This window comes from Pseudomonas sp. JC1203 (genome assembly GCF_056175065.1).
Genome location: NZ_JBWCAM010000017.1, coordinates 113,281 through 132,793, shown reverse-complemented (window position 1 = coordinate 132,793; position 19,513 = coordinate 113,281). Strand labels below are relative to the sequence as shown.

Sequence of the window (19,513 nt, the reverse complement as noted above, 5' to 3'; positions counted from 1 at the left end):
GCAGACAGGGCAGAAGAATATGGAATTTCGACACAGCCTTACCCAACGGATCGTCATCGTCTTCGCCATCATGACGGCGGTGGTGGCCGGCGCATTCGCCCTCGGCATCGTCGCCACCGTGCACGTGGTGGAAAAACGCCTGGTCACCACCAGCCTGGGTGGCACCTTGCAACGCATTTTGCTGATGGACGACATGGCCGCCTGGCGGCCCAAACCCGAGCGCGACGAGCGTTTCTATGCCCAGGAGGGGCGCGGCGAACTGGCCCTGCCGGGCGACCTGCTGGGCCTGCCGGTGGGCTTCAGCGAGGTGCTGCGCGATGGCCGCGCCTGGTACGTGATGGTGCAGGAGGTGAACGGCCGCAAGTACGTGCTGCTGCGCGACCAGCAGGGTTTCGACCAGCGCGAACAGGTGCTGTTCGCCGTGGTGCTGATCGGCTTCGTGCTCAGCCTGGCGGCCGCGTTGCTGCTGGGGCGGGCACTGGCCCGCCGGGTGATGGTGCCGCTGACGCGCCTGGCCCGCCAGGTACGGCACCGCGACCAGTTGCTGGACCTGGCGCCGCCGCTGGCGCCTGGCTACGCCCAGGACGAGGTAGGCGAGCTGGCTCGCTCGTTCGACCTGACCCTGGGGCGCCTGCGGGTGGCACTGGTGCGCGAAAAACTGTTCACCGGCGACGTCAGCCACGAGCTGCGCACGCCGCTGATGGTGTTGGCCACGTCCAGCGAGCTGCTGCTGGAAAACCCGCGCCTGAGCGCCGAGGACCGCGAGCAGGTCGCCAGCATCGCGCGTTCCAGCCGCGAGATGCGCGAGCTGGTGGAAAGCCTGCTGGCGCGGGCACGTTCCGAAGGCGCCAACCTGAAGTCGCTTTGAGAATGAGCGCCGGGCGGTGATACTTCGTGCACAACAATGTAACGCGATTTTGACGGTCGCAATGCTATACGCCTTCCTGGATTCAGCGCTGCGCCTGTTTTTGCACACATTGGCGGCCGTGGCGCGCATGGAAAGTACAAAAAAAGGCTGGGGGTTGTATGCAAATTCTGGTGGTTGAGGACAATCGCGACATCCTCGATAACGTGACCGAGTACCTGCAGCTGCGCGGCTGCGAAGTGACCCGCGCGGAAGACGGCCTGAGCGGCCTGCACCTGGCGGCCACGCGTTCGTTCGACATGGTGATTCTCGACGTGATGCTGCCCGGCATGACCGGCACCCAGGTGTGCCAGCGGCTGCGCGAAAGCTCGCGCGCCGACACCCCGGTGATCATGCTGACCGCCCGCGACGCCCTGTCCGACCGCCTCGACGGCTTCAAGGCCGGGGCCGACGACTACCTGATCAAGCCGTTCGCGCTGTCGGAGCTGATGGCGCGCATCGAGGCGCTGGTGTGGCGCTTCAAGCGCAAGAGCTCGCGCACGCTCAAGGTTCACGACCTGTCCTATGACCTCGACACCCTGGACATCAGCAGGGGCGGGGTGGCGCTGCGCCTCAACCCCACCAACCTGAAAATGCTCGAATTGCTGATGCGCCGCAGCCCTGCCGTGGTGACCCGGCGCGAGCTGGAGGAAACCGTGTGGGGCGAGTACACCCCCAACAGCGACAGCCTGCGCAGCAACCTGCATTTGTTGCGGCGCATGGTCGACAAACCGTTCGGGGTGCCGCTGGTGCATACCATCCATGGTATCGGCTACCAGATGGTGTACAAGGGTGTGGAACCCATTGCGCAGGATGACGAAGCCTGAAGCGACTATTTGCTCACGGCGCGCACGTTTCACCGAAATTTTCACGTTGTTGTTTGTCGGCTGAGCTATAAATGGAAATATTTTGCAACATTTCCATGAGTGCTCGCCTGCCGCAGGAAGCGGGCACATCTTGATGTGCGGTAAATGGATCTACGTAGGCCAAAACATATGACTGAAGTTGTCAGCTTGCCCCTCACTGCCTGGAACGCCGAAATTGACGCGCAACTGCAGGCCCGCGGTCTTGCAGCGCTGGAGGCCGGCAATGTACTGGCTTTCCCTGGCCTGCGGTTTGAGGTCGGCGAGCACGAACGCGACCTGCTGGCCCCGCGCGTGGGTGGCAAAAGCAAGAATATCAGCCTGTCGCCCAAGGGTGACGCGCTCAAGGGTGTGGACGGCGACGAAGCCCGGGCGCGGCAGATGCAGGCCATGGTCGGGCGCTATGCCGACTACGCCGAAACCCTCGCCCGCACCCTGCTCAAGCCTTACGCCGGGGCTTTGCAGCGCGCCCGCACCAGTTTCCGCCCTGAGGAAATAGCCGGGCGCCAGACTTCCTGGCGCAAGGACGACACGCGCCTGCACGTGGACAATTTCCCGTCCTCGCCCACCCGTGGCAAGCGCATCCTGCGGGTGTTCGCCAACATCAACCCGGCGGGCGAGCCGCGCAGCTGGCGGCTGGGCGAGCCGTTCGAGCAACTGGCCGACCGCTACGCCAAGGCGTTGCCCAAGCCGCTGTGGGGCTCGGCTGCGGTGCTCAAGGCCCTGGGCATCACCAAGGCGCCGCGCAGCGCCTACGACCACTACATGCTGCACCTGCACGACCGCATGAAAGCCGACCTTGCCTACCAGCAGACCGCGCCGCAAAGCGTCTGGGACTTCCCGGCGGGCACCACCTGGATGGTCTTTACCGACCAGGTGTCCCACGCGGCCACCCGTGGCGCCTGCGCCCTGGAACAGACTTTCCTGCTGCCCGTGGACGCCATGCAATCGGTCGACCGCGCCCCGCTGCGCGTGCTCGAACGCCTGATGGCGCGCAAGCTGGTGTAACCCCAACCCACAAAGCCCCCCGTAGCAGCTGCCGAAGGCTGCGTCCTGGCATGCTACGGTGCCTGTGACGCGGCCTTGCGGCCGCTGCTACAGGTGGCCTGCGTTCACGGTTTTGGAATGAACGCCACGCTCTGGTTGTCATGGGCACGGAACAGCCGGGCACCGTTGTCGGGCCGGGTCAGCACCAGGTCGTGGTCCTCGGCCAGGTAGCGCAGCGGCAGGTTTTTCAGGGTTGGGTATTGGGCGAAGATAATCGTGCGTGCCGGGTTCCAGGTTTGCCCGGTCCTGTGTGCCAGCCAGGCCATGAAGTCGGAGCTGGTGCCGTCGCGGGGGTAGTCTTCGTCCTCGCCGATGTAGGTGAACGGCCCCGCATGGTTCTGCACGTACAACGGCAGCTTGTTGTCGACCTCCACCATCACCAGGTGCCACTGGTTCCACGGCGCCTGCTGGCTGGCCCGGGCCTGCACATCCTGGCCGAAACGAATGATGCCACCGTTGCCGTTGGTCCACGGGTAGGCGACGCCAATCACCAGAATCATCAGCACCGCACTGGCGGCGATGCCCCGCTGCCAGCGGCGCGCGCTGGCCGGGCGGCTGGCCAGGTAGCCGCTCAGCCACGCGGCGCCCAGCAGCTGGGCGAACGGCACCAGCGGCAGCACGTAGTAGCTGCGGCGGCTGCCGCAGGCGGTAAAGAAGGCGAACATCAGCCCCAGCCCCAGCACCAGCCAGCGCGTGTTGGCATCGGTGCCGCGCCAGTTGCGCACCGCCAGCCACAGGCCGATGAGCCAGCAGGGCGCCCACGGCAGGGTGTAAACCGGCAGGTACAGCAGGTAGGTGTACACCGGGCCGAAGTTGTCGAATGGCTTGAAGAACCGCACGACATTTTCGCGCACCACCAGGCCCAGGCCGCTTTCACCATAGGTGGGCTGGCCATACAGGTGGGACAGCACGAACGGCACCATGTAAACCACGCTTGCCACCCCCAGCGCTGCCAGCAGCCGCAGGTTCAGGTGGCGCTTCCAGCGGCCATCGCCCAGCAGGTGCGGCAGCAACATCAGGCCCGGCAGGATGAAGCCGATCAGGCCCTTGAGCAGCGACGTCAGCGCCAGTATCAGGAAAAACCCCGCGTAGCGGGAGAAGCGCGTGTCCAGCGGGCTGCGCCAGTACCACCACACCGCCGCCAGCACGCCGAACACGGTCAGCACATCGGCGGTAGCCACCCGTGCCCACAGCAGGAAATAGAACGTGGTTGCCAGCAGCCAGCCGGCGATCAGCCCGGTGCCCTTGCGGAACAACTGCTCACCCAGCCGGTACACCAGCCAGATGCTCAACCAGGCGGCGAGCACTGACGGCAGCCGCAGCGTCCAGTGCCCCAGGCCGCCCAACAGCCAGGCAGTGGCGGTGATCAGCCAGTAGGAGGGCAAGGGCTTGTCGTAATAGGCGCCGCCCTTGAGGTAGGGGTCGAAATAGTCGCCGCTCTGCAGCATCTGCAGGGCGATATTGGCCCAGCGCGTTTCGGCGCCCCACAGCTCGCGCTGGCCCAAACCCAGCAACAGGGCCAGGGCGGACACGCCCAACAGCAAAATCAGGGCGCCGCGCTCGGTGCGAAAGTATCGGTACAGGGTGTCGGTCATGTCTCAGCCACATAGGAACGGATGCCCGGCGGCTCATCCACCCGGCCGTCCAAACCTAGAGCAGCCACCGTTGGGTTTGCGTCAGCGTGATGAGAAAAAACCGTTGATGGCAATGCAGTCATCATTCACATGAAATGCTCATGGCTGCCCTGTGGTTTCACCCGCTTTTGACCCGCAGGGCCGCACACTTGCCAGGCCCACTTCGCTGACTGCCGGAATGCCCGCACATGACGTCGAAACACCCGTTCACGCTGTTGCTGTTGATCACTGGCCTGCTGTTTTTCGTGGCCTTGGGCAACCACCAATTGCAAGGCTCGACCGAGCCGCGCGTGGCGGGCATTGCCATGGAAATGCACCTGCAGGGCGACTGGGTGACGCCGCGCCTCAATGGCAAGCCGTTCCTGGAAAAGCCGCCGCTGAGCCTGTGGCTCGACAGCGCCGCCATGGCCGTGTTCGGCCCCAGCGCCTGGTCGGTGCGCCTGGCGTCGGCGCTGGCGGGTTTGTGCAGCGTGCTGCTGCTATACGGTTTCCTGCGCCGCAACGGCCGCGCGGCGGTAGTGGCGGTGACGGCGGGGCTGATGCTGGCCACCACCGCCAGCTTCTGGGGCAATGTGCGCCAGGTGGGCGAGGACTCCTTGCTGACCCTGGGGGTGAGCCTGGCGCTGCTGGCCTTTTACCAGGCCAGCCAGCGACGCAGCCTGGGCAGCGCACTGCTGTTCAGCGCCGGTATCGCCATCGCCACGCTGAGCAAGGGGGTGCTCGGCCTGGCGTTGCCGGGGGTGGTGATTTTCGCCTGGCTGCTGGCTGAAACCGTGCAGCGCCGGCGCCTGCAGGTGGGCCGCTGGTTATGGCCGGTGGCGTGGGCCCTGCTGGGGCTGGTGCCCTTGCTGGTGTGGCTGGGGTTGCTTTACCGGCAGGGTGGCGGCCAGGCGCTTGAGGAGCTGTTGTGGGCCAACAGCGTCGGGCGCTTCAGCGGCTCGTTCAGCGAAGCCGGGCATTTCGAGCCGTTCTATTACTACCTGGGCAAGCTGCCGGAAGCCTTCCTGCCGTGGAACCTACTGGTGTACCTGGGCCTGTGGCATTTTCGCAAGCAGTGGCGCCTGCAGCCGCACCTGATGTTCTGCAGCCTGTGGCTGCTGGCGCAGTTCGCCCTGCTGACCCTGGCTTCGAGCAAGCGCATGGTCTACCTGATGGCGCTGGCGCCTGCCGCCGCGGTGATCGCCGCAGAATACGCGCACGTGCTGCTGGCCTGGCGCCCGGCGGCACATTGGCAACGCGCTGCCTTGGGGCTGCTGGGGTTGGTGGTAGTCGCCTACCTGGGTGTCGCCATATGGGTGCTGCCGCGGGCTGACCGGCAGGAGTCCTTCGTGCCGCTGGCCGCGCAGATCCGCGAATTCCAGGCCCAGGGCCGCCACGTGGCATTGGCCACGCCCAGCGAGCGGTTGGCCGGGGCAGGGGTGTTCTACAGCCGCAGCCTGTTGCCTGCGCTGGCGAGCGAACAGGCGATGACGCAGTTCCTGGCGCAGGCGCCGGGCAACGTGGCGGTGATGGAGCGCGAGATGGCGCCGGGGGCGGGGGTGGAGGTGTTGCGCAAGGTGGTGGTGGGGGACCGGGCCTATTACTTCCTGGCTCAGCCCGCCTTGTAGCAGGGGCTGTGGACGCGGCCTTTGGCCGCTGCTACGCAGATCGTGCGTAGCAGCTGCCGCAGGCGGCGCCCTATCGGCCTACACCCACTTCTGGTGCGGAATCGGCAGGTTGCACGATTCGCCACGGCCGATCGGGAAGTACTTGATGCCTTTCTGCGCCAGGCGCTCTACGTCGTAGAGGTTGCGGCCGTCGAAGATCACCGGCTGCGCCAGGCGTTTCTGGATCAGGTCGAAGTCCGGGGCCTTGAACTGCTGCCATTCGGTGCAGATGATCAACGCATCGGCGCCGTTCAGGGTGGCTTCCGGGGTGCCCATCAGCATCAGCGCCTGTTGCTCGCCGTACAGCAGCTGGGTCTGCTGCATGGCCTCGGGGTCGAAGGCGCGCACCTGGGCGCCGGCGGCCCACAGGGCTTCCATCAGCTCGCGGCTGGGGGCGTCGCGCATGTCGTCGGTGTTGGGCTTGAAGGCCAGGCCCCACAGGGCGAACGTGCGGCCCTTGAGGTCACCCTTGAAGTAGGCGTTCACGCGTTCGAACAGCTTGTGCTTCTGGCGCTCGTTGATGGCTTCCACGGCCTGCAGCAGGTCGTTGGAGCAGTTGGCGGCCTCGGCGGTGTGGATCAGCGCACGCATGTCCTTGGGGAAGCACGAGCCGCCGTAGCCGCAGCCGGCGTAGATGAAGTCGTAGCCGATGCGTGGGTCGGCGCCCATGCCCAGGCGGATGGCCTCGATGTCGGCACCCAGGTGCTCGGCCAGCTCGGCGATCTGGTTGATGAAGCTGATCTTGGTCGCCAGCATGCAGTTGGCGGCGTACTTGGTCAGTTCGGCGCTGCGCAGGTCCATGAACAGGATGCGGTCGTGGTTGCGGTTGAACGGCGCGTACAGGTCGCGCATCACGTCGCGCACTTCCTGGCGCTCGCAGCCGATGACGATGCGGTCCGGGCGGCGGCAGTCACGCACCGCCGAGCCTTCCTTGAGGAATTCGGGGTTGGAGACGATATCGAACTGCAGGGTGCGGCCGGCTTGCGCCAGGGCTTCGTTGATGTGCTTTTGCAGGGCGTCGCCGGTGCCCACCGGGACAGTGGATTTCTCGGCGACGATCAGCGGTTCCACGCGGTGGCGGGCAATGGCGTCGCCCACCGAGAACACGTACTTGAGGTCGGCTGAGCCGTCGTCGCCCGAAGGCGTGCCCACGGCGATGAACAGCACTTCGCCGTGCTCGATGGCCAGCTTCTCGTCGCTGGTGAAGTGCAGGCGGCCGTTGTCCAGGTTTTCCCGCACCAGCGCCGACAGGCCCGGTTCGAAAATGGTCACGTGGCCCTTGGACAGTTGGTCGACCTTGTGCTGGTCGATGTCCATGCAGATCACGTCATGACCCACTTCGGCCAGCACGGTGGCTTGCACCAGACCTACGTAACCACTACCGATAACACTGATTTTCATTGCGCAGATCCTATGGACTTGTTGCCGTGTGTACGTCGCGAATTGATGATCAGCACACCGAGTACGACCAGCGTCACCCCGAGGCTTTTCAGTAGCGAGAAATGTTCATTGAACGCCGGCAGGCAGGCCGCCAGCAGGTAGACCAGCGCGTAGCTGATGCTCAGCAGCGAGTAGGCGCGGCCCAGCGGCAGGTGCTGCAGGGCGCCCAGCCAGCACAGCATGGACAGGGCGTAGGCGAAGATCGCCGCCAGCACCACGCCGAGCGCCAGCCACGGCACCGGGCCGTTGAGCAAGGTGTCCAGCCACTGCGCCGGCACCGGCAGGCGCGTCATGCTCCAGCGCATGCCCAGTTGCGCACCGCTGACCAGCAACACGCTGCCGCCCGCCAGGGCAAAGCCCTGTGCGCGGCTCATGCCTGCCACCCCAGCAACAGCACGCCGGCCATCACCACGCCCACGCCCAGCCAGTGGCGGGCGTCCACGTGTTCCTTGAAGACAAAGCGCGCCACCAGGGTGATCAGCACAAAGTTGAGGCTGAGCATGGGGTAGGCAATGCCCACCTCCAGGTGCTGCAGCACCAGCAGCCACAGCAACAGGCCCAGCCCCAGGCACGACAGCGCCAGCCACAGCCACGGCGTGGCCAGCTTGGCCAGGGCGCCGCCGGCCGGGGCGTCGCGCCAGGACTCGACCGCCAGTTTCTGCGCGATCTGGCCCAGGCAGGTGAGGGTGCAGGCGGCCAGCAACAGAAGAAAGATCATGGCGGCGTCTGGTCGAAAATGAAGATCATCAGGCTGCCCTGCGCGAAGCGCTTGCCGTCCTTGGGCAACAGGTCGACTTCATGCAGTTCGTCGTCACTCTTGACCCGCATCACCACGCCCACCGAGCCCTGGCGACGGGCCTCGGTCATCCACGCCTGCACCTGTTCCAGCTGCACCTCGCGGGCGCTGGAGTCGGCGTAGCTGAGGCCGTATTTGGTCTCGCCCACGGTGTTGTACAGGTACACGGCGGGTTGCGCGGCGTGCCAGGCCAGGGCCGAGGCAGCGCCCAGGTCGTTGGCCAGCAGGGTATGGGTCTGGCGCAGCTCGTCGCTGTGTTCGGCGATGAACGCGTCCGGGGTCTTGTTGTTGACGATCGAGTTGGGCAGCGCGGCCGGTAGCAGCGCCACCAGCATGCCCATGCCCACCGCCGGTGCGGCCCAGAAGCGCAGGGGCTTGAGCAGTGCCAGGGCGTTGGCCAGCACCACGGCGGCCAAGGCCACGACGATCAGCGCCAGGTGCTGCGGTTCATCCACGTACACCGGCTTCTTGTGCTGCAGCCAGGCGATGGCGGCCAGGCCAATGATGCCGATGGCCAGGTTGAGCACGGCGTTGCTGCGCAGCATCAGGGTCTTGCCCCGGGCCAGCGCCTGGCTCAGCAGGTGGCCCAGCAGCAAAGCCAGTGGCAGCATGCACGGCAGGATATAAGTCGGCAGCTTGCCGCGGCTCAGGCTCAGGAACGCCAGGGGCAACAGCAGCCACAGCAGCACGAACAGCACCTTGGGCTCGCAGCGCGTTTGCCAGGCCTGGCGCACAGTGGCCGGCAGCAGCAGCGCCCAGGGCAGGCTCGACGCCGCCAGCAGCGGCAGGTAGAACCAGATCGGCTGGGCATGCTGGGCATCGTCACCGGCGAAGCGGCGAATGTGCTCGTGCCAGAAGAAGAACGACCAGAAGTCAGACTCCTGCTGGTTGACCATCAGCGCCCACGGCGCCGACACCAGCACTGCCACCAGCACGCCGAACAGGCCGAAGCGCAACAGCTCGCCGAAGCGTTTCTGCCAGATCATCCACGGCGCCGCGATGAGCACCGGGAATACCCAGGCCAGAAAGCCCTTGGTCATGAAGCCCATGCCACAGGCTACGCCCAGCAGGCCCCAGTGCAGCAGGCGCGCGTTGGTGGTGCGGCTGTCGATGGCGAACCACAGGGCCACCAGGCTCAGGTTCACCCACAGGGTGAATTGCGGGTCGAGGTTGGCATAGCCAGCCTGGCCGGCCACCAGGCCGAAGCTCATGTACAGCACCGCGCACACCACGCCCTTGCGCTTGTCGGCCCACAGGCGGTTGGCCACAAGGTAAGTCAGCAGCACGCTCAGGCCCAGGCTGAGCGCCGAGGCCACGCGCACGCCGAACAGGTTCTGGCCGAACAGCGCCTGGCCGATGGCGATCAGCCAATAGCCGGCGGCGGGTTTCTCGAAGTAACGCAAGCCCATGAAATGCGGCGCGGCCCATTTGCCGGTCAGCAGCATCTCCTGGCTCATTTGCGCGTAGCGGGTTTCATCGGGAATCCACAGCCCATGGAAGGGCAGTGGCAGCAGGTAGAAAAGCCCGAATGCCAGCAGCAAGACGGGCAGGGTCCAACGCTGGGTCATGGTCGTTGAACCCCAAGCCAGCCCTCGCGCCCTTCCAGGGCGCCGCGCGTCAGTTGTTCCACCGGCAGCGCGGTGGTGTCCTCGGGCAGCAGTTGCCCCAGGGGTTGGAACTGTATCTGTCGCTCGCGTGCCGTTGCCAGCAAGCGGCGGAAATCGTCAGCCATCAGAATCCCTTCAACCTCGGCGTGAATGGTGTAGTTGTTCAAGCCTCCAGGCTTGAAACGCTCCAAGATGTAATCGTTGAAGCCTTGCGCGCTGACCGTTGGGCCGACCACCTCGTCGAAAGTGGGCAGGTCGACGGGGATCTGCACGGTGCCGGCCGAACCGTCGGCCAGGCGTGGCTGGAACAGGTGGGTGCCACGGCAGTCGCTGTTGTAGCGGAAGCCGAAGTCCTCCTTGGCCTGGACCACGCGCTCGTCGGCGCGCCAGCCAGCAGCAGCGGAGCAGTCGATGCGTTGCCCGAGGATATCGTTCAGGGTTTCAACGCCCCGGCGGATCTGCTCGTGCAGTTGCGCGTCGCTCCAGCGGCCGGTATTGGCCTGCCAGCCATGGTGGTCCCAGGCGTGCAGGCCAACCTCGTGACCGGCGTCGCGGGCCTGGCGCATCAAGTGCCCCAGGTCGCGGCCGATCGGCTTGCCGGGCCAGGCGGTGCCGGCCAGCAGGATGTCCCAGCCGTACAGGCCTGCGGCGTTGGAGCGGAGCATTTTCCAGAGGAATTGCGGGCGGATCAGGCGCCACAGGTGGCGCCCCATGTTGTCCGGCCCGACGCTGAAGAAAAACGTCGCTTTCACGTTGGCTTCGTCGAGCAGTTCGAGCAACCGCGGCACCCCTTCACGGGTGCCTCGGTAGGTGTCGACGTCGATGCGCAGACCTGCCTGCATTAACGCTTGCTCTCGATTTCAACCATGGCTTCGCGCAGGAAGAAGTCCAGGGTCTTGCCGATGGTTTCGCTCAGCTCGATGGTCGGGGTCCAGTCGATCAGGCGGCGGGCGTTCTCGATGCTCGGGGTGCGGTGGGTGACGTCCTGGTAGCCGTTGCCGTAGAACGCCTTGCTTTCGATTTCGCGGAAGCCGGCAAACGGTGGGAAGTTGCCACGCAGCGGGTGGGCTTCGAACTGGCGCAGCAGCTCTTCGCCCAGCTGGCGGATGCTGGCCTCGTTGGTCGGGTTGCCGATGTTGATGATCTCGCCGTCGCACTTGCCATCGCGGTTCTCGATGATGCGTGCCAGGGCTTCGATGCCGTCGTCGACGTCGGTGAAGGTGCGCTTCTGCTCGCCACCGTCCACCAGGCGGATCGGGGTGCCTTCCACCAGGTGCAGGATCAGCTGGGTAATGGCGCGCGAGCTGCCGATACGGGCCGAATCCAGGCGGTCAAGGCGTGGGCCCATCCAGTTGAACGGGCGGAACAGGGTGAACTTCAGGCCCTTGTCACCGTAGGCCCAGATCACGCGGTCCAGCAGTTGCTTGGAGACCGAGTAGATCCAGCGCTGCTTGTTGATGGGGCCGACGATCAGGTTCGAGGTGTTCTCGTCGAAGTGGCTGTCCTGGCACATGCCATAGACTTCCGAGGTCGACGGGAAGATCACGCGCTTGTTGTACTTCACGCAGTGACGAACGATTTTCAGGTTTTCCTCGAAGTCCAGCTCGAACACGCGCAGCGGGTTGCGGGTGTATTCGATCGGGGTGGCGATGGCCACCAGCGGCAGCACCACGTCGCACTTCTTGATGTGGTATTCGATCCACTCGGAGTGGATGCTGATGTCGCCTTCGACGAAGTGGAAACGCGGGTTGCCGCGCAGGTGTTCGATGGCGTCGGAACCGATGTCCAGGCCGTAGATTTCATAGCGGTCGTCGCGCAGCAGGCGCTCGGACAGGTGGTTGCCGATGAAACCGTTGACGCCCAGGATCAGCACGCGGGTGCGGCGCACAGGGCGGCCGGCGGCCTTGCCGATCAGTTTGGAACCGTCTACCAGGCCCAGTTCACGGGCCAGTTGCGGGCCGCTCAAATACAGGCCGTCGTTGTTGCGCTGGCCGGCGGTGATTTGCAGGGCGTCGGTGCCGCAGGCGATGCGCAGCGGTTCGACGCTGATCACATGGCCCGGCTCGAAGCCCTGGTTGCCGCTGACCACTTCGGCGCTCCAGACAATCAACTTGTGCTCGCCCACAGCGCAGAAGGCGCCCGGGTAAGGCTGGGTCACGGCGCGTACCAGGTTGAACAGCTCTTCAGCCGGGCGGCTCCAGTCCAGCAGGCCGTCGGCCGGGGTGCGGCGGCCGAAGGTGGTGGCCTGGCTTTCGTCCTGTTCGGTCTCGGTGGCTTCGCCCTTGGCCAGCAGCGGCAGGGTTTCGTTCAGCAGCACGGTGGCGGCTTCACGCAGCTTGGCGTGCAGGCTCAAGCCGGTGTCGGAGCGCTCGATGGCTACGCGTTGCTGGGCAATGATGGCGCCGGCGTCGGCGCGCTTGACCATGCGGTGCAGGGTGACGCCGGTCTCGGTTTCGCCCTTCACCAGCACCCAGTTGGCCGGTGCACGGCCGCGGTAGCGCGGCAGCAGCGAGCCGTGCAGGTTGAATGCGCCCTTTTTGGCACAGGCCAGCACGGCTTCGCTCAGCAGGTTGCGGTAGTAGAACGAGAAGATGAAGTCGGCGTCGAGCTTGGCGATGCGCTCGATCCAGATCGGGTGGTTGGCGTCTTCCGGGGCGTGCACCGGGATGCCTTTGCGCGCGCACAGTTGCGCAACCGAACCGTAGAAATTGTTTTCCTTGGGGTCGTCGGCGTGGGTGAACACGGCGGCGATGTCATAGCCTGCCTCAAGCAGGGCGTTGATGCCGGCGCAGCCGATATCGTGGTAGGCGAAGACAACAGCTTTCTGGGTCATGAGGCAGCCTTGCTGGAAGAAATGGAAATCGAGGTTTCAGGGTGAGGTTCGGTGTTGCCGCCAGCGGGTTCGTTGCTGCGCAGCACCTTTTCGATGAAGAACCGCGGGCGGGCGCGGACGTCGCTGTACATGCGGCCCAGGTATTCACCCAACAGGCCCATGCCGATGAACTGCGCACCGGTGAAGACGAACAGCACGGCGAACAGCACGAAGGTGCCGTGGCCCGACCAGGCGGCGCCGTAGATCATGCGCAGCACGATCAGCGCCACCGCGAACAGCACGCCCAGGGCGGCCATGCCGATGCCGACCACGCTGAGCAGGCGCAACGGGGTGGTGGTCATGCAGGTGACCAGGTCGAACATCAGGCTGATCAGGCGCATGGGGCTGTACTTGGAGTCGCCGTGCTCGCGCTCGGCGTGCTGTACCAGCACCTCGGTGGTGTGGCGGGCGAAGCTGTTGGCCAGGATCGGGATGAAGGTGCTGCGTTCACGGCATGCCAGCATCGCGTCGACCACGCTGCGGCGGTAGGCGCGCAGCATGCAGCCGTAGTCGCTCATGGCCACGCCGGTGGAGCGCTGCACGGCCAGGTTGATCAGCTTCGACGGCCAGCGGCGCAGGGCCGAGTCCTGGCGGTTGTTGCGCACGGTGCCGACCACGTCGTAGCCCAGCGAAGCCTGGGCGACCAGGTTGGGGATCTCCTCGGGCGGGTTCTGCAGGTCGGCGTCCAGGGTAATCACCAGGTCACCGATGCACTGCTCGAAGCCGGCCATGATCGCCGCGTGCTGGCCGTAGTTGCGGTTCAGTATCACTGCCACCACCGGGCTGCCCGGGCGTTCGGCGGCGTCCTGGAGGATGTCGGCCGAGGCGTCGCGGCTGCCGTCGTCCACCAGCACTATTTCGTATTTCTGCGTCAGCTGCGCACACGCAGCTTCCGTGCGGCGCAGCAGCTCGGGCAGGCTCTGCTCTTCGTTGTACACCGGTATCACGATGGATACGGTGTTGATCGGATAAGGTCTCACGGGCGGTGTTCCAGGGTCTTTTCAATGGCGCAGGCAACGCGCTCGACATCGTCGAGGGTCATGTCGGGGAACAGCGGGATGGAGCACAGGCGGGCCGAGTTCCATTCAGTGTTGGGCAGTTGCACGTCCGGGAATTTCTGCCGGTACCAGCTGTGCAAATGCGTGGCAATGAAGTGGATACCGGTACCAACGCCCTGATCTTGAAGACCTTTCATGAAGGTTTCGCGATCCATGCCGCAACGTTCCGGGTCGATGCGCAGGATGAACAGGTGCCAGGCATGCTGTTGCGGCCAGGCGGGTTGCGACAGCGGCAGCACCGGCAGGTGCTTGAGGCGTTCAAGGTAGGCCTGTGCCAGTTGCTCGCGCTTGGCGTTGATGGCGTCCACGCGCTCCAGTTGCACCAGGGCAATGGCGGCGTTGATGTCGGCCAGGTTGTACTTGAAGCCGGGCTCCTGGACCATCGCCTGGGGCTTGCGGCCGTGGGTCATGCGGTCGTAGGCGTCGACGCCCAGGCCGTGGAACTTGAGCATGCGCACGCGGTTGGCAAAGGCTTCGTCGTCGCTGACGAACATGCCGCCTTCGGCGCAGGTCATGTTCTTGATGGCGTGGAACGAGAAGATCGCGGTGCCCTGGGCACCGATTTCGCGGCCGCGGTAGCGGGTGCCCACGGCGTGCGCGGCGTCTTCGATGACGCGGATGCCGTGGCGCGCGGCCAGGGCGTACAGCGGGTCGAGGTCGAAGGCGGCGCCGGCGTAGTGCACGGGGATGATCGCCTTGGTGCGCGGGGTGATGGCGGCTTCGATGTCGGCCACGCTGCACATCAGCGTGTCACGGTCGACATCGACGAACACCGGGGTCGCGCCCAGCAGGCAGATCATGTTGGCGGTGGACACCCAGGTCTGGGACGGGGTGATGACTTCGTCGCCCGGGCCAATGCCCAGGGCCAACAACGCGATGTGCATGGCGCCGGTGGCGGACGACAGGGCCACGGCGTGGGCACAACCCACGCGGCGGGCGAATTCCTGTTCGAGCTCCTGGGCCTTGGGGCCGGTGGTGATCCAACCGCTGCGCAATACCTGCTCTACTGCTGCGATCTCCTGGTCACCCATGCTGGGACGGGAAAAGGGGAGAAAACTCTGATTCATGGCATCCTCGGAATCTGACAGGCTTATGCGCTTCGTGCGTCATACATGCCCCACTTTAGTCGTAGGGCCATCCGTTATAGAGGGAGATTATTACCGCTGCAAGCTGAACGAACGCTTGCTGAACGAATCATTTGCCGCCCGTTACAGGGGCGGCGGAAACTGGGTGTCGCCAGGCATTGAAGTCGACTATTCCAGGTGTGTATGTAGGAAATATCGGAAGTTAACTAAGGAAAATGGCACCCAGACAATTGGCCGGCGATTTCGTGCGTTAAAGGTGCATTTTCATGTGTCAAAAAAGAGTGACTGACTGATGAAAATGCTGTCCCGGTGCCAGCTTTTTCCCCCATCACGAGTCTTTGACATGGGCTGCGGTACAAGGGCTGGTAAACTGCCCGCCCCCTTCGAACCCATAGCATGACGCTGAGCTGCCCCCGCCCATGAATTCGATCCTCGCCCGCTGGCGCACCAAGCACTCCCGGCAAAGCCTGGCCCAACGCATCATTGTAGTCTTCGCGCTGATGACTACTCTGGTGGCTGGCGTGTTTGCCGTTGGAATTGTCGCGACCGTGCACGTGGTCGAGAAAAAGCTCACCACCACCGGGCTGGGCGGCAACCTGCACCGCATGCTGATGATGGAAAACCGTGACGACTGGACTCACCGGCCGGAGAAGGATGAACTGTTCTTCGCCGACGATGGCCAGGGCGACCTGGCCATGCCCCCGGACCTGGCGCCGCTTGAACCGGGCTTTCATGAGGTGAAGCGCCTGGAGCGCAGCTGGTACGCCATGGTGCGCGTGGTCAATGGCCGCAAGTACATTTTGCTGCGCGACCAGCAGGGCTTCGAGGAGCGCGAGCGGCTGCTGTTCGGCGTGGTCATCACCGGTTTCGTGCTCAGCCTGCTGGGGTCGATCCTGCTGGGGTGGCTGCTGTCGCGCAAGGTCATGGCGCCGGTGATCCGCCTGGCAGGGCAGGTGCGCCATCGCGACCAGTTGCTGGACCTGGCGCCGCCGCTGGCGCCCGATTACGCCGCCGACGAGGTGGGTACCCTGGCGCGTTCGTTCGACGACACGTTGGGCCGCCTGCGCTCGGCGCTGGTGCGCGAAAAACTGTTCACCGGCGACGTCAGCCATGAACTGCGCACGCCGCTGATGGTGCTGGCCAGCTCCAGCGAGCTGCTGCTGGAAAACCCAGGCCTGGACCCGCGTGCCCGCGAGCAGGTGTCGCGCATCGCCCGTGCCAGCAGCGCCATGCGCCAATTGGTGGATACCTTCCTGCTGCTGGCCCGCGCGGAAAACGCCGAGGGCGGGCGCGGGCCGGCGGCCGGCATGGTGCAGGTGGCGCAGGAGCTGGTCGAGACCTGGCGCACGCCCATCGAAAACAAGGGGCTGGAACTGATCTACCGGCCCGAGGCAGCGGGTGAGGGGGTGTTCAACCAGACCTTCCTGGGCGCGGTGATGGGCAACCTGCTGCGCAATGCCTGGCACTACACCGACCATGGCTTCATTCGCCTGACGCTGCTGGCGGACGGCTTCACGGTGGAGGACAGCGGCATCGGCATTCCAGAGGAGAAACGCCTGGAGATGTTCCAGCCGTTCGTCCGCGGCGACGAGCAGCGCGGCGAGGGGTTGGGGCTGGGCTTGTCGCTGGTGCAGCGGATCTGTGTGAACGAAGGCTGGTCAGTGACGCTGACCAGCCGCGAGCCCCACGGCTGCTGTTTTGCGGTGCGCCTGGTAGCGGTTTAACCCTTCAGGCGGTGCAGTGCGCGTGGCCACTGGGACGGGTTTAGCGAGCCCAGCACGTGCGGCGCGCCGGTGATCGGGTCGACGCTCACGAACAGCGCGCTGGCGTAGCCCGGGCCGCTGCCGCCGTGAATGCCGGCCTGCTGTTCCAGCGCGTTGATGCATTCGCTGTGGGTGACCAGCACCAGGTTGTGGCCCGGTTGCTTGTGCGCCACCACGTCGCCGAGCATGGTCTTGCGGCAGTTGATCAGCCAGTCCTGCGGCGTCGCCGCCTCACCGAACATGAACATGGCCGTCTGGCGGGTGCGCGTCAGCGGGCTGGTGAACACCTGCGCCTGGTTCATGCCCAGCGCCTGCAGGCTGTCACCGACACTGCTGGCCACGCGGCTGCCGGCCAGGGTAATGCCGTCGGCGTCACCCAGGCAGGCGCCGTCCGAACGGTCGCAGCGCTCGCCATGGCGCACCAGCACCGCCACGTTGCCGGCCTTCCAGGCGGCCTGCAGGCCGGAATGGCGCAGGGTCTTGCCGTCCCCCAGGTCGGCCGGGCCGCTGGGGCGCAATGCGTAGCCACCCAGGGAAGCCGCCAGCACTGCCAACAGGCCCATGGCGGCCACGCGCCGACGCAGGGCGAAGCGCCGCGGGGCACTGGGGAGGATGACAGACGTTACCGGCATGATGGCTCCAGGGAGCTGGGAAATTGCCGGCGACTATAGGGAGTGGCAGGTTAAGGGCTGGTGAATGGAATGTGAAAATTTTAGTTGTTGACGGGGCAACACGGCCTGTCAGGCCATGGCACGTTGCAAAAGATGTAGGAGCCGACCTTGGTCGCGACAGGCCGCGCGGGCGGCCGGTGGTGGCCGTTATTGAGTCGCAACCCAGGCACAAACAAGCAGCTTGCACTCTCGTCGCCAACCCGTTGCAAGGCTCTGTAACAGGGTATATACACAGTATTTCAAGCGCATTTTTTGCGCGCCAAAACTGCCCGAGCGAGGATGCCTGAGATGATGACACTGGGACTTTGTTCACTGGAACTACGCAATATCATCGAATGTGCTTTTCTGCCGGACCACTGCACGTGCACCGTGGCACCGGACCAGTCGTTGACCGTGCAGGTCAGTGACCCCGTGACCGGCCATGTGGGCCTGATGGTCACCGGTATTTCGACCGATCGCCTGAACAGCAGCCGGGCCATCTCCGACCTGATTGCCGAACTTCGTCACGAGTTGAAGCACAACCGTCACACCTTCCCTCATGCTCTAGCCAGCTGAGAGCCAGACCGGCGCCGCCCAGCGGCGCCGGGCAAATGATGGCGTTCAGCCACTTTCTTAAATTTTGTTTCATGTGGTTTCATGGAACTTGTCTCTGAAATGTCATGTAACGGATCCGTAATGGCGTCAGTTTTTTAACCGACTCCAACGAGACCCGTGATGATCAAGAAGATAGCCCGTCCCCTGGTAGGCGCCTTGCTGGGCACTGCCGCCCTGGGTGCACACGCCGACTTCATCGACGACAGCCATGCCGACCTGACCCTGCTCAACCGCTACCTGAACCAGCAGGGCAGCGACGTGGTGGGCAGCAACAAGAAGGCCAACAGCGTGCGCGACTGGGGCCAGGGCTTCGAGCTCAACTTCAAGTCCGGCTACACCGAGGGCACCGTCGGCTTCGGCCTGGACCTGCAAGCCTTCTACGGGGTCAAGCTGGACTCCAATTCCCAGCAGGGCAGCATGTTCCCGCTGGATGATGGCAAATCGGCCAACCAGTTCGGCGTGCTGAGCCCGACCTTCAAGATGCGCTTCCTCAAGGACGAACTGCGCGTCGGCACCCTGACCCAGAACAACCCGATGCTGGCCAACACCGACGGCCGTCTGTACCAACAGACCAACACCGGTGCGCAACTGGTTTCCAAGGACCTGGACAACTACATCTTCACCCTGGGCAACATCACCCAGACCAAGATCCGCAACGAAACCGGCGACCAGGACATGATCACCGGCGGTGGTGCGAAGGGCAGCAACCGCTTCAGCTACGGCGGCGCCGACTACACCGGCATCAAGGACACTACGCTGAGCGGCTGGTATTCGAACCTGGCCGACTACTACCAACAGTTCTACCTGGGCCTCAAGCACACCGACCAACTGCCAGTGGGTAGCCTGGCCACCGACCTGCGCGCCTACCGCAGCCTGGGGACTGGCGGCAACGGCGATGGCGACAGCGAATACGGCGCCGCCGGCTACTATGGCGGCACCACCACCAAGGGCCGCATCAACCAGTCGACCTTCAGCATCATGGAAAGCTACAGCCTGATGGGTCACACCTTCGGCCTGGGCGCGCAGAAGAACACCGGCGACAGCGACTTCCCGTACCTGGACTCGGGCCTCAACAGCGGCGATGCCCGCCAGGGCCCTGGCAGCGGCGCGGACACCCCGGCGCTCACCAACCTGCAACTGAACAAGTTCCAGCACGCCGGCGAGCGTACCTTCCTGGCCCTGTACAAGTATGACTTCGGTCAACTGGGCCTCAAGGGCCTGGGCTTCTCGGCGCTGTACGCCCACGGTGACCAGGTCAAGGTCGCCAGTGGTGGCGACAGCGAATGGGAACGCGACCTGGCGCTGAGCTACGTGGTGCCGGACGGTACCCTGAAGGGCCTTGGCGTGACCTGGAAGAATGCCCAGGCCAACCCGAGCATGACCGGCCAGACCCACCAGGACGAGAACCGCTTCTACGTCAGCTACGTGATGCCGCTCTGGTAACAGCCGCGCGGTGACGATGGGGTAAATGCATTGTGGGAGCCGGCTTGCCGGCGAGCTTTGAGGTGTTGCCAAAAGCTCGCTGGCAAGCCA

Annotated in this window: 16 protein-coding genes and 1 pseudogene; 7 read left to right on the top strand and 10 right to left on the bottom strand. The window is 64.9% G+C overall.

The window, feature by feature from the left end:
• Positions 1-19: 19 nt before the first annotated feature.
• The 3 genes and pseudogenes from AC0SZ7_RS23565 to AC0SZ7_RS23555 all read left to right on the top strand — a co-directional run.
• Positions 20-856: pseudogene (locus AC0SZ7_RS23565) on the top strand (sensor histidine kinase); the annotation flags it as partial.
• A 170-nt stretch (positions 857-1,026) separates the two neighbouring features.
• Positions 1,027-1,731: a response regulator transcription factor gene (locus AC0SZ7_RS23560; RefSeq protein WP_475506628.1), complete on the top strand. Its 705-nt coding sequence runs from the start codon at positions 1,027-1,029 to the stop codon at positions 1,729-1,731.
• A 168-nt stretch (positions 1,732-1,899) separates the two neighbouring features.
• Positions 1,900-2,775 carry a Kdo hydroxylase family protein gene (locus AC0SZ7_RS23555; RefSeq protein WP_475506627.1) on the top strand — a complete coding sequence of 292 codons (876 nt, stop codon included), beginning with the start codon at positions 1,900-1,902 and terminating at the stop codon, positions 2,773-2,775.
• A gap of 104 nt (positions 2,776-2,879) precedes the next feature.
• On the opposite strand, the gene AC0SZ7_RS23550 is transcribed toward AC0SZ7_RS23555, so the two are convergent.
• Complete coding sequence (locus AC0SZ7_RS23550; protein ID WP_475506626.1) at positions 2,880-4,409, bottom strand: ArnT family glycosyltransferase; 1,530 nt, start codon at positions 4,407-4,409, stop codon at positions 2,880-2,882.
• A 227-nt stretch (positions 4,410-4,636) separates the two neighbouring features.
• On the opposite strand from AC0SZ7_RS23550, the gene AC0SZ7_RS23545 reads away from it, so the two are divergent.
• Positions 4,637-6,055, top strand: a complete 1,419-nt coding sequence (locus AC0SZ7_RS23545; protein ID WP_475506625.1) for an ArnT family glycosyltransferase — start codon at positions 4,637-4,639, stop codon at positions 6,053-6,055.
• Between the two features lie 78 nt (positions 6,056-6,133).
• On the opposite strand, the gene AC0SZ7_RS23540 is transcribed toward AC0SZ7_RS23545, so the two are convergent.
• From AC0SZ7_RS23540 to arnB, 8 genes are read right to left on the bottom strand one after another with little or no spacing between them, the layout of a single operon-like run.
• Complete coding sequence (locus AC0SZ7_RS23540) at positions 6,134-7,495, bottom strand: UDP-glucose dehydrogenase family protein (RefSeq protein ID WP_475506624.1); 1,362 nt, start codon at positions 7,493-7,495, stop codon at positions 6,134-6,136.
• Entirely contained in the window at positions 7,492-7,908 is a 417-nt protein-coding gene (gene arnF / locus AC0SZ7_RS23535; protein ID WP_475506623.1) for a 4-amino-4-deoxy-L-arabinose-phosphoundecaprenol flippase subunit ArnF, read from the bottom strand. The genes AC0SZ7_RS23540 and arnF overlap by 4 nt, the downstream gene beginning before the upstream one ends.
• Positions 7,905-8,252 carry a 4-amino-4-deoxy-L-arabinose-phosphoundecaprenol flippase subunit ArnE gene (gene arnE, locus AC0SZ7_RS23530; RefSeq protein ID WP_475506622.1) on the bottom strand — a complete coding sequence of 116 codons (348 nt, stop codon included), beginning with the start codon at positions 8,250-8,252 and terminating at the stop codon, positions 7,905-7,907. Before arnE ends, arnF begins: the two co-directional genes overlap by 4 nt.
• Positions 8,249-9,898 (bottom strand): lipid IV(A) 4-amino-4-deoxy-L-arabinosyltransferase, encoded by a 1,650-nt coding sequence (gene arnT, locus AC0SZ7_RS23525; RefSeq protein WP_475506621.1) that lies wholly within the window; start codon positions 9,896-9,898, stop codon positions 8,249-8,251. Before arnT ends, arnE begins: the two co-directional genes overlap by 4 nt.
• On the bottom strand, positions 9,895-10,779 hold the full coding sequence (gene arnD, locus AC0SZ7_RS23520; RefSeq protein WP_475506620.1) for a 4-deoxy-4-formamido-L-arabinose-phosphoundecaprenol deformylase: 885 nt from the start codon (positions 10,777-10,779) through the stop codon (positions 9,895-9,897). The genes arnT and arnD overlap by 4 nt, the downstream gene beginning before the upstream one ends.
• Entirely contained in the window at positions 10,779-12,770 is a 1,992-nt protein-coding gene (gene arnA / locus AC0SZ7_RS23515; RefSeq protein ID WP_475506619.1) for a bifunctional UDP-4-amino-4-deoxy-L-arabinose formyltransferase/UDP-glucuronic acid oxidase ArnA, read from the bottom strand. The genes arnD and arnA overlap by 1 nt, the downstream gene beginning before the upstream one ends.
• Positions 12,767-13,789 (bottom strand): undecaprenyl-phosphate 4-deoxy-4-formamido-L-arabinose transferase, encoded by a 1,023-nt coding sequence (gene arnC / locus AC0SZ7_RS23510; protein WP_475506618.1) that lies wholly within the window; start codon positions 13,787-13,789, stop codon positions 12,767-12,769. Before arnC ends, arnA begins: the two co-directional genes overlap by 4 nt.
• Entirely contained in the window at positions 13,786-14,934 is a 1,149-nt protein-coding gene (gene arnB / locus AC0SZ7_RS23505; RefSeq protein WP_475506617.1) for a UDP-4-amino-4-deoxy-L-arabinose aminotransferase, read from the bottom strand. Before arnB ends, arnC begins: the two co-directional genes overlap by 4 nt.
• Positions 14,935-15,371: 437 nt before the next feature.
• Between arnB and AC0SZ7_RS23500 the strand changes: the two genes are divergently transcribed.
• A complete protein-coding gene (locus AC0SZ7_RS23500) occupies positions 15,372-16,676 on the top strand; it encodes a sensor histidine kinase (RefSeq protein WP_475506616.1) in 1,305 nt (434 codons plus the stop codon).
• Here AC0SZ7_RS23500 and pmrG read toward each other — a convergent pair.
• Positions 16,673-17,347 carry a lipopolysaccharide core heptose(II)-phosphate phosphatase PmrG gene (gene pmrG / locus AC0SZ7_RS23495; RefSeq protein WP_475506615.1) on the bottom strand — a complete coding sequence of 225 codons (675 nt, stop codon included), beginning with the start codon at positions 17,345-17,347 and terminating at the stop codon, positions 16,673-16,675. The two genes, AC0SZ7_RS23500 and pmrG, sit on opposite strands and share 4 nt — an antisense overlap.
• 327 nt (positions 17,348-17,674) lie before the next feature.
• On the opposite strand from pmrG, the gene AC0SZ7_RS23490 reads away from it, so the two are divergent.
• Positions 17,675-17,941 carry a DUF1652 domain-containing protein gene (locus AC0SZ7_RS23490; protein WP_475506614.1) on the top strand — a complete coding sequence of 89 codons (267 nt, stop codon included), beginning with the start codon at positions 17,675-17,677 and terminating at the stop codon, positions 17,939-17,941.
• 159 nt (positions 17,942-18,100) lie between these two features.
• Entirely contained in the window at positions 18,101-19,423 is a 1,323-nt protein-coding gene (locus AC0SZ7_RS23485) for an OprD family outer membrane porin (protein ID WP_475506613.1), read from the top strand.
• Positions 19,424-19,513: the final 90 nt, after the last annotated feature.